Consider the following 13566-nt stretch of genomic DNA (forward strand, 5'->3'; position numbering starts at 1 on the left):
TTTGCCTCCTCCGTAAAGCGGCATTCCGCACTGCGCACCCTGCGCGCCGCGTCACCACTCAACTGCTTAATCTCAGGATTGCTGACAATCATTAATTGCAGCCAGCACCATATCATGTGCCACGCCACCACGCACTTCAGAGCGGCCAATCGACAGCGGGAGTACCAGCCGCAATTCGCCCGCCAGAACTTTCTTATCGCGCATCATGTGCGGCAGATACATCTCCGCACTCATCGCCTCCGGCCCATGTACCGGCAAACCGGCACGCAGGAACAGGGCAATAATGCGGTCCGTCTCCTGCGCCTGGAACTGCCCCAGGCGTTCAGCCGTGCGTGCCGCCATCACCATGCCCGCTGCAATCGCTTCACCGTGCAGCCAGTTGCCATAGCCCATGTGTGCTTCAATCGCATGACCAAAAGTATGGCCCAGATTCAGCAACGCCCGCTGACCGTTTTCACGTTCATCGGCGGCCACGACTTCGGCTTTCAGTTCACAGCAGCGACGAATGCAGTACGCCAGCGCCTGTTCATCCAGCGCCAGCAGGGCATCAAGATTCTGCTCCAGCCACTGGAAAAACGCACCGTCGAGGATGATGCCGTACTTAATCACTTCCGCCAGACCCGACGCCAGTTCGCGCGCGGGCAACGTCTGCAGACAGGCAGTATCAATCACCACCGACGCGGGTTGATAAAACGCGCCGATCATGTTTTTGCCCAGCGGATGGTTAACGGCCGTTTTGCCGCCAACCGAAGAGTCGACCTGCGACAGTAAGGTGGTCGGTACCTGAATAAAGCGTACGCCACGCTGATAACTGGCCGCAGCAAAACCGGTAAGATCGCCAATGACGCCGCCGCCTAAGGCGATAAGCGTCGTATCACGACCGTGCGGCTTTTGCAGGAGCGCGGTAAAAACCTGATCCATCACGGCCAGCGTCTTATATTGCTCGCCGTCGGGTAAGATCACCTGATCCACTTTTACACCTGCCGCCGTCAGCAGCGCCGTCAGCTGGTCAAGATAAAGCGGAGCCAGCGTCTGGTTTGTCACCACCATGGCGTTTTCGCCCGCGGTTAGCGGCCAAAAAGAAGCCGGATCGTTAAACAGTCCGGCAGCGATAGTGATGGGGTAACTGCGTTCCCCCAGTGAGACGGTGATCTTCTCCATGATGCCCGATACCTGTTAAGGAGCCTTCGAACGTTGGATCAACTTTTTTCCAACATGTGGATAATCTGATTCGCCACCACTTTCGCACTCTGATCATCTGTGCGAATGGTTACATCGGCGATCTCTTCGTAGAGCGGGTTACGTTCGCCAGCCAGCGCTTCGAGCACTTCACGCGGCGGTGAATCCACCTGCAGCAACGGACGTTTTTTGTCACGTTGGGTGCGCGCCAGTTGCTTCTCGATGGTGGTTTCAAGATAAACCACAACACCGCGGGCGGAGAGACGATTACGCGTTTCCCGGGATTTGACGGAACCACCGCCTGTCGCCAGGACGATGCCTTGCTTCTCGGTCAGTTCGTTAATGATTTTTTCTTCGCGATCGCGAAAGCCAGCTTCGCCTTCGACATCAAAAACCCAGCCCACATCCGCTCCGGTGCGTCGCTCAATTTCCTGATCGGAATCGAAGAACTCCATGTTGAGTTGCTGAGCCAACTGACGGCCAATAGTGCTTTTGCCGGCACCCATCGGCCCAACCAGAAAGATATTGCGTTTCTCTGCCATTTTGTCGGTATTACTAAGAATTCGTTAATGATACCCCGCGTTCAGCATTTGCTGGCGGGACAGGAACTGAGACCTCATGAGCGTTAGCAAGAGTCAGATGAAAAATTATCTCAACACTCAAGGCTGTTTGGCAACCGATTATATTGCCTTCAGCACATCCATTTCTGAATTGGCCTGTGTTCGCGAAACTGTAACGCGCCAGCGCTGCGTCTTTACAACGCTGCGTACAGAGGAGTTTTCTGATCTGTTTGCCGGGATTTACCCAGCATAGACGGTTACACCGTATTGAAAATCGCTAAACCTTGTAAGCTAATTCCTCTCCTGCGTCAACGCAGATGGCCTTAAGGGACGCATTTTCCGTTTTATCCAGCCGTAAGCGCTGCTTCCCTGACCAATCGCGGCGTAATGAAGATCACCAGCTCTCTTTTTTTGCGCTGATCAGATTGCTGGCGAAACAACCCGCCAATCAGCGGCACATTTCCCAGCAGCGGCACCTGATTCTGTCCGCGGGTGCGCTGCTGCTGAAAGATACCGCCTAACGCCAGTGTTTGCCCGTCACTGACCGTGACCTGGGTCTCAATTTCCTGTTTATCGATGGATAATATGTCGCTATCGCCGGTTCTGATGCTGCGACCCGGCATATTCTGACTGATATGGATCTTCAGCTGGATGCGGCCATTGCCGGAAATCGTCGGTGTCACCTCCATACCCAGCACCGCTTCTTTAAACTCAATACTGGTGGCACCGCTGTTTCCTGCCGACACTTCATAAGGAATTTCTGTGCCCTGCTTAATCGAGGCGGTCTGCTGATGTGAGGTAAAGAGGCGCGGACTGGCGATGATTTCAATCTGGTTCTCCTGCTCCAGCGCACTTAACTCCAGATCCAGAAGCTGCCCTCCGATGCGCGCCAGCGCCATTCCCACGCTGATGCCGGGTGAACTCACCGCCAGCGGAACATCCAGCCGGGGATGATGCAGGATATCTGTTACGGCGGCGTCCCCCGCCTGCAATCCCCACTTCACGCCCAGCTCCTGCAGATGCTCCTCGCTGATAGTGACGATGTGGGCTGACAGTTCAATCTGTTCCAGTGGCAGATCCAGCGCCCGTATCCAGCGCTCCGTCTCTTTTAAAGCCGCCGCACTATCGCGCAGTAACAATGCGTTGGTGCGTTTGTCGACCGTCACGCTACCGCGCGGCGTCATCAGCGACTGACGCTCACTCAGCAGGCTGGCATACACCTCGCTGGCGCTGGCATAACGCAATATCACAGCGCGCTGTTGCAAAGGAACCTGCTGCAACTGCGACTGCTGCTCAGCCTCACGTGCCTGCTGCTGAGCCTGCTGCCAGCTTTCCGGATAGACCAGCAGGACATTATCCTGTTCAACCAGCGTCAGCTTTGCCATGCGCGCCACCAGGTTGAGCGCCTGATGCCAGGGCAGGTTATCCAGCCGCAGCGATAACGAACCTTCAACCTCTGGCGCAATCATCAGATTGATCTGCTGATAGTCAGCCAGCGCCTGCAAAATACGCTCTACCGGGGCGTTATCAAAAGTCAGACTGAGAGGTTCCTCATCAGCGGCGTGAACCGGCGGCAGGCAGCTTAGTAGCAGCAGCAGGGTAGCTATCCTTATCATGCGATCGTCCTTTTAAATAAAATGCGGTCTGCTGTGCGTTGCAGCTATTAGGCACCGCTAAGGTGAGGTTGCGGCGGGTCATACCCGCCAGTTGCCAGGGTGCGAATGGAAATGGCTTGCCGGTGCGGGCCGTAATACTCTCTCCCTGCGGGGTCAGCAGCCAGGCATGGAAATGCGCCTCCCGGCCAATGATCCCCTGCAGACGCCAGCCGGTGAGCGGTTCCACTGTCGCCTCACAGACGGAACCGGCTACAGGCCGGAACGGATCGCGCGCCAGCACGCCGCCACAGCACAACAGTAAAATCAGCAGACTATGGCGCATCGTCAGGTTCCAGCCAGAGTTGAGCCACCAGGTACTGCGGCTGCGCCAGCAGCTGGAAATGCACCGGAAACGGTGCGGAGGCCTGGGCCAGCTCGGCAAAAAGCGACTGGAACGCCGGCCACTGCAGATGCAGCGTCAGCATGCGTGAGGGGGCGTCCGGCTGCCACTCTTCCAGCTGGCTACGGCGTGCCGCCAGGATCTCTTCCACTGCACGGCCCGATGCAGATGCTGATCTCGCGATCTGTATCGACTGCAGCTGCGCCTGCAACTGTGCATTATCGGGGTTCTGACGCCACTGGTGCTGGCGCAGCTGCAGAGTGCGGGTCAACTGCAACAGCGTATGCTGTTCAGCAATGAGCGCCTGCTGCTGTGGCCGTAACCACAGGATCCAGGAGAGCAGCAGCAGACCGGATAAGAGTGCGGCGAGCAAGCCATAGCGCGCAATAGCGGCCATCTGCCACCAGCGATCCCACCATTCACTCACTGTTCACCTCCTGCATCTCTGCCCGCAGTGAAAACCGATAATGGCCATCAGCCTGACGCTTAACCCCGCCCTGCTTCACCAGACCAAACAGGGCCACAGTGGTTAATTGCTGGCGGAACTGTCGGACTGCCGCCATATCCTGTGCCCGCCCCTCCAGTGTCAGACGGTTGTCGCGCTTCTCCAGCCGGGTCAGCCAGGCGGTGTCGGGCAGCAACGCGGGTAAATCGAGCCAGAACTGCTGCCAGGCGGCCAGTTGTGCAGCCTGCTGGCGATACTTCGCCTGCTGTTTTTGCACGACCGCGAGCTGCTCCAGTAACTGCTTCTGTTGCGCTAACTGCTGCCCCAGGCTTTCCAGCGCCTGCTGCTGCGTCCTGCTCGCCTGCGCCACCTGCTGACGCGTCTGCTGTATCCGCCAGGTTTGCTGCATCACCACCAGTAACAGCGCGCCAGTCGCCAGTGACAGCACGACCAGGCTCTGTCGCCGCTGCTGTTGCCGACGGCGCTGCCGCCAGGGCAGCAGATTAACCGCGACCATCACTCATCTCCGTCGCGCAGCGCCAGCCCGGCCGCCAGCGCAAAAGCGCCCGGATTCTCCGGCAAAGGTGGCTGCTTATAACGAAACAGATCAAAAGGGGAAAACGCGCTAACGTCTGCGGGCAACGGCGCCTGCTTTGCAGTACACCAGGCGACAGAACGCGCCCCGGGAAAGGCCTGCCGTTGCAGTGCCTCCAGCGTGGCGGCTTCGCCTGTGTCAGCAGCGGTGTGCGCATCGCTCCAGAGCCAGCGGTTATCCTGCTGCAGAACCAGCACCGCGTCGTCCTGCAGCGCTGCCTGGCGGGCTAACCGCTTCAGCGCCTCGGTGGTCAGTTCGAACACCTGCGGCTTTAAACCCGCCTGCAACAGGGGTGCCGCCCACTGATCGATAATCTCCAGCCGCGCTGCCGTGACGCAGAGCTGCCCGCTCTGCACATCCAGCCGGTAATCCAGCGCCAGCGCAGTGGGCTCCAGCGGAAAGAGACGGCGCGCGGCCGCCTGCACGTAGTGCCCCAGCGCTGGCTCCTTCAGCGACTGCGCAGGCAGGGGAAGCTGGCGCTGCAGCACCAGCTGGGCTGGCAGTCCGACCCGCAGCGAATAACGGCGTGGCAACCGCTGACGCCAGGCCGTTAAGGCCGCCAGTAATTCAGGCGAAGATTGCAGCACGCCGTTTCTTAACGTATCTTGCGGCAGCCGCTGCTGCCACCAGTGGCGTAGCTGCCAGCCATCACGACGAGGCTGGAGGGCCAGGGCGCAAATCTGCCTATTCTGAATATCCAGCCCAATTTGCCAGGTATGAAAAGCCATACGCGCGATCTCCTTATCGTCCGGGAAAATGGACATATCAAAGCGTCTGGCTTGCCTTTATACTACCGCGCGGTTGTTTATAAACTGCTCAAACGACAACAGATGGGAAATTCCAGGTGAAGTTCGTAAAGTATTTATTGATCCTTGCAGTGTGTTGCATCCTGTTGGGAGCTGGCTCGATTTATGGTTTATACAAATACATAGAGCCACAGCTGCCCGACGTAAACACGCTGAAAGATGTGCGTCTGCAAACCCCTATGCAGGTTTACAGCGCCGATGGCGATCTGATCGCCCAGTATGGCGAAATGCGCCGTATTCCTTTGACTCTGCAGCAAGTGCCACCTGTGATGGTGAAAGCGTTTATTGCGACCGAAGATAGCCGTTTTTATGAGCACCATGGTGTTGATCCGGTGGGTATTTTCCGTGCGGCCAGCGTTGCGCTGGTCTCCGGTCACGCCTCGCAGGGTGCCAGTACTATCACTCAGCAACTGGCCCGTAACTTCTTCCTGAGCCCGGAACGCACCCTGATGCGTAAAATAAAGGAAGCGTTCCTGGCGATCCGCATTGAGCAGTTGCTGAACAAAGATGAAATCCTTGAGCTCTACCTGAATAAGATCTACCTCGGCTACCGTGCTTATGGCGTTGGCGCAGCCTCACAGGTCTATTTTGGTAAGCCGGTTGACCAGCTGTCGCTGAGTGAGATGGCGATGATTGCCGGTCTGCCGAAAGCCCCTTCCACCTTTAACCCGCTTTACTCGCCGAGTCGTGCCCTGTCGCGCCGCAACGTGGTGCTGGCGCGTATGCTGGATCAGCATTACATCACGCAGCAGCAGTATGACGAGGCGCGTAATACGCCGCTGGTCGCGAAGTATCACGGCCCGGAAATCGCTTTCTCTGCCCCCTATCTCAGCGAGATGGTGCGTCAGGAGATGGTGAAACGCTACGGTGAGAATGCCTACACCGACGGTTACAAGGTCTACACCACCGTGACCCGTCGCCTGCAGGAAGCCGCGCAGACCTCCGTTCGCAATAACGTCATGGCCTACGATATGCGTCATGGCTATCGCGGCCCGACCAGCGTGCTGTGGAAAGTGGGTGAACCGGCCTGGGATCAGACCAGGATTGAGAAAGCGCTGAAGACGCTGCCGGTCTATGGTCCGCTCAATCCGGCAGTCGTAACGGAAGCGCGCAGCGATGAAGCGACGGTGATGCTGAAAGATGGCAGCAATGTGTCGCTGGCATTAGCCGGTGTGCGCTGGGCGCGTCCTTATAAGTCTGACACCGTGCAGGGCCCGACGCCGAAAAGCGTGACGCAGGTATTGCAGGCAGGCCAGCAGATCTGGGTGCGCAAAGTGGGTGATGAGTGGTGGCTGGGCCAGGTGCCGGATGTGAACTCGGCGCTGGTCTCGCTGGATCCGAATGATGGTGCGGTGCGCGCGCTGGTAGGCGGCTTTGCCTTTAACCAGAGCATGTTTAACCGTGCGACCCAGGCGCTGCGTCAGGTCGGCTCTAACATCAAGCCTTTCCTCTATACCGCCGCAATGGATCGCGGGCTGACGCTCGCCTCAATCCTTAACGATGTGCCGATTTCACGCTGGGATGCGGGTGCGGGTGCTGACTGGCGTCCCAAGAACTCACCGCCAACTTACGATGGTCCGATTCGTCTGCGTCAGGGTTTAGGCCAGTCGAAAAACGTGGTGATGGTGCGTGCGATGCGTGCGATGGGCGTGGATTACGCCGCTGAGTATCTGCAGCGCTTTGGTTTCCCGGCGCAGAACATTGTTCATACTGAATCGCTGGCATTAGGTGCGGCCTCGTTTACCCCGTTACAGGTGGTGCGCGGCTACTCCGTGATGGCGAATGGCGGCTTCCTGGTCGATCCTTACTTCATCACCCGGATTGAGAACGAACAGGGCGGCCTCGTATTTGAAGAGAAACCGAAGATCGCCTGCCCGCAGTGCAATCTGCCGGTGATCTATGGCGAGACCAAAAAAGCGCTGGCCCTGAATGAAGAGAGCGTCGAGAACGTTGCTGCCTCAAATAACAACCAGAATCAGGCCGTTCCTCAGCCTGAACTGGAGCAGGTTCCCGCTCAGGCACAACAGGGTGAGCAGCAATATGCACCCCACGTGATCAACACCCCGCTCACCTTCCTGATCAAGAGCGCGCTGAACAGTAACATCTTTGGCGAACCGGGCTGGATGGGAACAGGCTGGCGTGCCGGGCGTGACCTTAAGCGTAATGATATCGGCGGTAAAACCGGTACCACTAACAGCTCGAAAGATGCCTGGTTCTCGGGTTACGGCCCTGGCGTGGTCACCTCAGTCTGGATCGGCTTTGATGATGCGCGCCGCAATCTGGGCCGCAGCACGCTCTCCGGCGCCATTCCCGATCAGATTTCGGGCTATGAAGGCGGTGCTAAGAGCGCACAACCGGCATGGGATGAGTACATGAAGAGTGCGCTGGATGGCGTACCGGTGCAGCCGTTAACACCGCCGGATGGCGTGGTCACGGTGACGATCGATCGCAGCACCGGCAAGCTGGCAAATGGAGGGGGTAACACCCGTCAGGAGTACTTCATCAATGGCACCCAGCCAACCGAATATTCGGTTCATGATGTGGGTACCACCATTATGGATAACGGTGAGAGTCACGAGCTGTTCTGATGTGACCCACGAAACCGCACTGTAAAAAAGGCCGACGTCAGTCGGCCTTTTTTATTCAGTCACAGATGATATTCAGTAACTCCGCCGTCCCTGCTTCACCAGCCATTCGCGCGCCATAAACAGCGCACTGACATTACGTGCCTCGCGGAAATCGGGTTCATCCAGCAGCGACATCATATCGCTCAGCGGCCAGCGGTGGACAATCAGCGGCTCCGGCTCATCGCCTTCCAGCTTTTCAGCGTAAAGACCTTCCGCCACCACAATGTTCATTTTGCTGGAAAAGTAGGAGGGCGCCATGGTGAGTTTGCCCAGCGTTGTCAGTTGGTCAGCACCAAAACCGACCTCTTCTTTCAGTTCGCGAACTGCCGCTTCATTCACGTTTTCACCTGAATCGATCAGCCCCTTGGGGAAACCAAGCTCATAGGTTTCCAGTCCGACGGCATACTCCTGAATCAGGATCAGATGGTCATCAATAATCGGCACAATCATCACCGCTTCACGTTCTGAGGGCTTCATCCGCTCATAAACGCGATGCGCACCATTGCTGAAAGTCAGATCGACCGATTCAATGGTGAATAACCGTGAACGTGCCACGGCGGTGATATTGAGGATGTCAGGTTTTTTTGGAATTTTCATATCAGCCTCAAATTATTTTGCGCCGGCTATCTGGAGCGAATTAGCATACCTAACCACAGGCAATTGTGCGACAGTCAGACAATCACGTTATCGTTACACAGATTACATCGATTGAATAACAGCCTTTGGTTATCAGTTAAGACTAAATTTGCATTAGTCAATATGCTGCGATAAGTTTCAGATAATACCGATATTTAATCCAGTCTGAGCCGGTTACCATTCGGACAAGGCAGGGTTTAACAAATGCTAATCAGATATACGCTGGCACTATTTCATCGGGTGTCTGACTCCTCAGGGTTATATAATCTTCCGGAATGCCTCTTTTATAGTGAGCATAACCGAAAGCGAAAGTTTAAAGTGAAGGCAGCATTTTGGCTGAATTGAGCAGAGCATGAGCACAATCTTGATGATCCTGGCCATAGTGCTGACCTGTTCAATCCTGGCAGGCATTGGGTTCTGGTACGCTATGCGGCATCGTCCGCCGTTGGCGAAACCTCTGCCATTTATCAGTCCGCCCTGCCGTAAACTCTCTGCTCAGGAGCGTGAGGCGGTTGATAAGTATGTCGCCGCGCTGGAAAAGCAGCCCCGTACCACGGTGACGACCGATAAGCGCAGCGCGTCCGAACGACTGACGCTGACGGCACAAAGCAACAATGTCTACCCCGTTACCCGTGCGATTACCCGCTACGGACTCTCCACGGACGATCCCCATAAATGGCGCTACTACCTTGATGAAGTTGAAGTTCATCTGCCGCCGCTGTGGGAGCAGTACATCGCCGACGAAAACTACGTTGAGTTAATCCGCACCCAATCTATTCCGCTGGTGATCTCGCTGAACGGCCACTCGCTGGTGGATTACGCCGTGGATCAGCAATCGCTGCCGACGCTGATGCGTCCGGTGTCGACCAACGCCTCTATCCGCAAAGCGGAAACGGAAAACGTCGAACTGCTGCAGGTGCGCAAAGAGACGCCGGAAGAGTATCGTCTGTCGCGGCCAGATGGTACGCGTGAAGCGGTGATCATCTCTCTTGCCTTCTTACTCTTCTTCTTCAGCCTGTTAGTCCCCGCAACGCTGATGATCTGGCTGGTGCTGACGGGTGCAGTCATGATTGCCGCCAGCCTGTGGCTGCTCTACCGCATTCCGGGTGAGCGCGGCCTGCGTGACATACACTGCCTGCGCGGCGCGCCAAAGCGCTGGGGCCTGTTCAGCGAATCGAACCAGGAGCAGAGCAATATCACACTGGGGATTATTGACCTCGCCTATCCACCACACTGGCAGCCTTATGTCGCGCACGATCTCGGACAGGTGACGGATGTGGAGATCTACCTTAACCGTCAGGTGGTGCGTCAGGGTCGCTTCCTGTCGCTGCAGGATGAAGTCAAAAACTTCCCTATTCAGCGCTGGCGGAAAAACGTGGTGCTGGCCTGTGGTTCACTGATGGTGCTGACCATGCTGGTCACCTGGATCCCGCTCGGCATGCCGATCAAGCTCAGTCTGGCCTGGGCCAGGGGCACCGACAGCCTGGAGGTCAGCAGCGTCGATAAACTCAGCAGCGTGCCCCTGAATATTGGCGACAACCTCAAAGTGAGCGGTACCGGCATGTGTTCGGTGCCGGACAACTATCAGAGCAACCGAAGTTACGCCTTCATGCCGTTCGACTGCTCGGCGGTCTACTGGAATAACGCCACGCCGTTGCCGCAGCCACAATCGGACATTATTGATAAAGCCGCTGCTCTGCTGGAGACCACCACAAAGCAGCTGCATCCGGAAACCAATACCGATCCTAAACTGAATCCGCAGCTGGCCTCCGCGATTCAGAAGTCCGGCATGATCCTGCTGGATGACTTCTCCGATCTGGTGATGAAAACGCAGGATCTCTGTAATCAGCCACAGGATTGTATGCGCCTGAAAAATGCGCTGGTGAACCTGGGCAATGCTAAAGACTGGGAAGCGCTGATGCGTCGCGCAGATTCCGGCCAGCTAAACGGCATGAATGTGCTGCTGCGGCCGGTCAGTGCTGAAGCCCTGGAAAACCTGGTCAATACCGCCACCTCGACCTTCTTTTTCCGCGAAACCCGTCGTGCAGCGGAAAATCTTAACAGCCCGCCGCCAGGGGGTTTTCTGATCGTCAGCGACGAGGGTCGCCAGCTGGTGAATCAGCCTCAGCCAACCGTGTCGCTGTTTGATCTCGATCCGCCCTCTCAGTGGCGCGAACTGCAACGTATCTCCGCCATGCTGCTGCATACACCTTTCAGCGCCAGCGGCATCATCACCAGCATTTCAACGGATGCCAACGGCACGCGTCATATCGTGCTGCATAATGAACCGGATGCCATGGCGCAATGGCGCTATCTCGGCACCGTATTGCTGCTGCTGGTGCTGTTAACCTGCTGTGTGATCAATGGGTTACTGGCGCTGCGCCGTATGCACCTTAATCGCCAGCGCATGATCGATATCCAGCACTATTACGACAAGTGCTTCAATCATAACCTCGGCACTTTGCAGAGCGTGCGCCCGATATTCTGAGCCCTGCCCTTCTGTGCTACCCTGTCGCCCGGTTTTTTTACAGGGTGAAACATCCGCATGCTCAACTGGTCTGAGATTGATACCGTGCTGCTCGACATGGATGGCACGCTGCTGGATTTGGCGTTTGATCGCCACTTCTGGCTGGAGCATGTGCCTGAACAACTCAGTCAGCAACGCGGCATCACCCGGGCGGAAGCCGAAGCGATCATCGCGGAAAAGTATCAGGCCGTCGCCCATACGCTAAACTGGTATTGTCTGGATTACTGGGCAGAAGCGCTGGCGCTGGACATCCGTGCCATGACCTGGGCGATGCGCAGCCGCATTGCGCTGCGTGACGATACGCTGCCTTTTTTGCAGGCTCTGCGCCGCGCGGGCAAGTCCACTATCCTGCTGACCAACGCGCATCCTTACAATCTGGACGTCAAACTGGCGCAGACAGGTTTAGCGCCGCACCTTGATTTATTACTTTCCACCCATACCTTTGGGTATCCGAAAGAAGACCAACGTTTATGGCAGGCGGTACAACAGCACACCGGCTTTTCTGCGCCGCGCACGCTGTTTATCGATGATAGCGAAGTGATTCTGGATGCTGCGGCGTCATGGGGCATCGGCGAGTGCTTAGGCGTAAAGAACCCCGATTCGGGTCGTCCTGAGCAAATCTTTCAGCGTCATCGCGCCACCGGCGACTACCGGACGCTGATCTGAGTCAGGAGCAGCAATGAAGAAAGAGAAAAGCAGCGAAGAGGTACGCCTCGACAAATGGCTGTGGGCCGCGCGCTTTTACAAAACCCGGGCGATTGCGCGGGAGATGATTGAAGGCGGCAAAGTGCATTACAACGGCCAGCGCAGCAAACCCGGCAAGGTGGTAGAGCTGAATGCGGAACTGACACTGCGTCAGGGCAACGATGAACGCACCGTGGTGGTGGCGGACATCAGCGCTCAGCGCCGTCCCGCCAGCGAGGCCCAGCAGCTCTATCGCGAAACCGATGCCAGCATTGAAAAACGCGAAAAAATGGCGCAGGCGCGCAAAATGAATGCGCTGACTATGCCCCATCCCGATCGGCGACCTGACAAAAAAGAGCGTCGCGATTTGATGAAGTTTAAATTATCGGGCGATGAATAACGTCGTCTTAGCTGACGCGCCATCGCCCCGTACCAGTGAGAGAAAAAATATGTCAGCCCAGGATCAACTGCACCGTTATCTGTTTGAAAATGCCGCCGTGCGCGGCGAGCTGGTGAACGTCTCTGACACCTGGCGTGAAACCGTAAAGAACCATGACTATCCGGCACCGGTTAAAACGCTGCTGGGTGAGATGCTGGTCGCCACCAGCCTGCTGACTGCCACGCTGAAGTTTGATGGCGAAATCACCGTGCAATTGCAGGGTGACGGTCCGCTGTCGCTGGCGGTGATCAACGGCAACAACAACCAGGAACTGCGCGGCGTAGCGCGTATCAAAGGCGACATCCCGGACGACAGTACCCTGAAAAGCATGGTGGGCAATGGCTATCTGGTGATCACCATTTCCCCTGAAAAGGGCGAACGTTATCAGGGAGTGGTGGGACTGGAAGGTGAAACTCTGGCGGAGTGCCTGGAAGATTACTTCATGCGCTCAGAGCAGTTGCCAACGCGGCTGTTTATCCGCACCAGCGACAAAGGCGCCGCGGGTATTCTGCTGCAGGTGATGCCTGCGCAGGATACGGAGAAAGAGGTTTTCGACCATCTGGCAACGCTGACCGAAACCATTAAAACGGAAGAGCTGATCGATCTGCCTGCGAATGAAGCGCTGTGGCGTCTCTACCATCAGGAAGAGGTCACCCTCTACGATCCGCAGCCGGTGATCTACAAATGCACCTGCTCGCGTGAGCGCTGTGGCGAAGTACTGACCACGCTGCCGCAGGAAGAGGTTGATGAGATCATCGCGGAAGATGGCAAAATCGACATGCACTGCGACTATTGCGGCTCAAACTACGTGTTTGACGCCGTCGATATCGCCGGTATTCGCAGCCACTCCCTTGAGAATAATAACCAGCTTCACTGATTTATCGGGCGGCTTCTGCCGCCCCTTCCCCGCCGCCCATGCCTATCCCCATAATTTTTCAGACAAATTATCTTTTTTTACTTTCATAACATCTTTTAAACGTTCGAAACATAGCCTTAACGCGCCCTGAGTCGCATTTTTAGATCACTGCCCTTTTTCCCTTAACGCAGAAGAGTAAACTGCGCGCGATCGTGCA

Annotated in this window: 14 protein-coding genes; 6 read left to right on the plus strand and 8 right to left on the minus strand. The window is 56.5% G+C overall.

From position 1 onward, the window contains the following. Positions 1–72 precede the first annotated feature (72 nt). On the minus strand, positions 73–1161 hold the full coding sequence (gene aroB, locus AC6I8B_RS17685; RefSeq protein ID WP_010253124.1) for a 3-dehydroquinate synthase: 1089 nt from the start codon (positions 1159–1161) through the stop codon (positions 73–75). A gap of 38 nt (positions 1162–1199) precedes the next feature. Beyond that, positions 1200–1721: a shikimate kinase AroK gene (aroK, locus tag AC6I8B_RS17690; protein WP_003852989.1), complete on the minus strand. Its 522-nt coding sequence runs from the start codon at positions 1719–1721 to the stop codon at positions 1200–1202. 97 nt (positions 1722–1818) lie between these two features. Here aroK and AC6I8B_RS17695 point away from each other — a divergent pair, with 97 nt between their 5' ends. Beyond that, positions 1819–1992: a hypothetical protein gene (locus AC6I8B_RS17695; RefSeq protein ID WP_223265993.1), complete on the plus strand. Its 174-nt coding sequence runs from the start codon at positions 1819–1821 to the stop codon at positions 1990–1992. A gap of 91 nt (positions 1993–2083) precedes the next feature. Here the strand turns inward: AC6I8B_RS17695 and hofQ are convergent, their stop codons facing one another. The 5 genes from hofQ to pilM are packed head-to-tail and all read right to left on the minus strand — an operon-like array spanning position 2084 to position 5502. Beyond that, positions 2084–3355: a DNA uptake porin HofQ gene (gene hofQ, locus AC6I8B_RS17700; protein WP_404562568.1), complete on the minus strand. Its 1272-nt coding sequence runs from the start codon at positions 3353–3355 to the stop codon at positions 2084–2086. Then, entirely contained in the window at positions 3294–3677 is a 384-nt protein-coding gene (locus tag AC6I8B_RS17705; protein WP_207254319.1) for a DNA utilization family protein, read from the minus strand. Before AC6I8B_RS17705 ends, hofQ begins: the two co-directional genes overlap by 62 nt. Beyond that, positions 3667–4161: a HofO family protein gene (locus tag AC6I8B_RS17710; protein WP_207254318.1), complete on the minus strand. Its 495-nt coding sequence runs from the start codon at positions 4159–4161 to the stop codon at positions 3667–3669. The genes AC6I8B_RS17705 and AC6I8B_RS17710 overlap by 11 nt, the downstream gene beginning before the upstream one ends. After that, a complete protein-coding gene (locus AC6I8B_RS17715) occupies positions 4154–4696 on the minus strand; it encodes a PilN domain-containing protein (RefSeq protein WP_111534728.1) in 543 nt (180 codons plus the stop codon). The genes AC6I8B_RS17710 and AC6I8B_RS17715 overlap by 8 nt, the downstream gene beginning before the upstream one ends. Further along, positions 4696–5502 carry a type IV pilus biogenesis protein PilM gene (gene pilM / locus AC6I8B_RS17720; protein WP_476098310.1) on the minus strand — a complete coding sequence of 269 codons (807 nt, stop codon included), beginning with the start codon at positions 5500–5502 and terminating at the stop codon, positions 4696–4698. Before pilM ends, AC6I8B_RS17715 begins: the two co-directional genes overlap by 1 nt. A gap of 116 nt (positions 5503–5618) precedes the next feature. Between pilM and mrcA the strand changes: the two genes are divergently transcribed. After that, complete coding sequence (gene mrcA / locus AC6I8B_RS17725; RefSeq protein WP_033773014.1) at positions 5619–8168, plus strand: peptidoglycan glycosyltransferase/peptidoglycan DD-transpeptidase MrcA; 2550 nt, start codon at positions 5619–5621, stop codon at positions 8166–8168. 72 nt (positions 8169–8240) lie between these two features. On the opposite strand, the gene nudE is transcribed toward mrcA, so the two are convergent. Next, on the minus strand, positions 8241–8804 hold the full coding sequence (gene nudE / locus AC6I8B_RS17730; protein WP_497816418.1) for an ADP compounds hydrolase NudE: 564 nt from the start codon (positions 8802–8804) through the stop codon (positions 8241–8243). A gap of 391 nt (positions 8805–9195) precedes the next feature. Between nudE and AC6I8B_RS17735 the strand changes: the two genes are divergently transcribed. The 4 genes from AC6I8B_RS17735 to hslO are packed head-to-tail and all read left to right on the plus strand — an operon-like array spanning position 9196 to position 13370. Then, entirely contained in the window at positions 9196–11331 is a 2136-nt protein-coding gene (locus tag AC6I8B_RS17735; RefSeq protein ID WP_157353877.1) for an intracellular growth attenuator family protein, read from the plus strand. 57 nt (positions 11332–11388) lie between these two features. Then, entirely contained in the window at positions 11389–12036 is a 648-nt protein-coding gene (gene yrfG, locus AC6I8B_RS17740; RefSeq protein WP_022624036.1) for a GMP/IMP nucleotidase, read from the plus strand. A 13-nt stretch (positions 12037–12049) separates the two neighbouring features. Next, positions 12050–12454: a ribosome-associated heat shock protein Hsp15 gene (gene hslR, locus AC6I8B_RS17745; RefSeq protein WP_010253159.1), complete on the plus strand. Its 405-nt coding sequence runs from the start codon at positions 12050–12052 to the stop codon at positions 12452–12454. Positions 12455–12503: 49 nt separating this feature from the next. Beyond that, positions 12504–13370, plus strand: coding sequence for an Hsp33 family molecular chaperone HslO (gene hslO / locus AC6I8B_RS17750; protein ID WP_010671560.1), 867 nt, complete (start codon positions 12504–12506; stop codon positions 13368–13370). Positions 13371–13566 lie beyond the last annotated feature (196 nt).

It is taken from the genome of Pantoea sp. X-Soil-ISGK-285 (genome assembly GCF_059730815.1).

What these genes read in the sequence shown, in the direction of transcription:
- nudE (WP_497816418.1), bottom strand. Translation starts at nt 8,804, where the DNA reads ATGAAAATTCCAAAAAAACCTGACATCCTCAATATCACCGCCGTGGCA.
- yrfG (WP_022624036.1), top strand. Translation starts at nt 11,389, where the DNA reads ATGCTCAACTGGTCTGAGATTGATACCGTGCTGCTCGACATGGATGGC.
- AC6I8B_RS17715 (WP_111534728.1), bottom strand. Translation starts at nt 4,696, where the DNA reads ATGGTCGCGGTTAATCTGCTGCCCTGGCGGCAGCGCCGTCGGCAACAG.
- AC6I8B_RS17695 (WP_223265993.1), top strand. Translation starts at nt 1,819, where the DNA reads ATGAAAAATTATCTCAACACTCAAGGCTGTTTGGCAACCGATTATATT.
- AC6I8B_RS17735 (WP_157353877.1), top strand. Translation starts at nt 9,196, where the DNA reads ATGAGCACAATCTTGATGATCCTGGCCATAGTGCTGACCTGTTCAATC.
- aroK (WP_003852989.1), bottom strand. Translation starts at nt 1,721, where the DNA reads ATGGCAGAGAAACGCAATATCTTTCTGGTTGGGCCGATGGGTGCCGGC.
- hslR (WP_010253159.1), top strand. Translation starts at nt 12,050, where the DNA reads ATGAAGAAAGAGAAAAGCAGCGAAGAGGTACGCCTCGACAAATGGCTG.
- pilM (WP_476098310.1), bottom strand. Translation starts at nt 5,502, where the DNA reads ATGGCTTTTCATACCTGGCAAATTGGGCTGGATATTCAGAATAGGCAG.
- hslO (WP_010671560.1), top strand. Translation starts at nt 12,504, where the DNA reads ATGTCAGCCCAGGATCAACTGCACCGTTATCTGTTTGAAAATGCCGCC.
- hofQ (WP_404562568.1), bottom strand. Translation starts at nt 3,355, where the DNA reads ATGATAAGGATAGCTACCCTGCTGCTGCTACTAAGCTGCCTGCCGCCG.
- AC6I8B_RS17705 (WP_207254319.1), bottom strand. Translation starts at nt 3,677, where the DNA reads ATGCGCCATAGTCTGCTGATTTTACTGTTGTGCTGTGGCGGCGTGCTG.
- aroB (WP_010253124.1), bottom strand. Translation starts at nt 1,161, where the DNA reads ATGGAGAAGATCACCGTCTCACTGGGGGAACGCAGTTACCCCATCACT.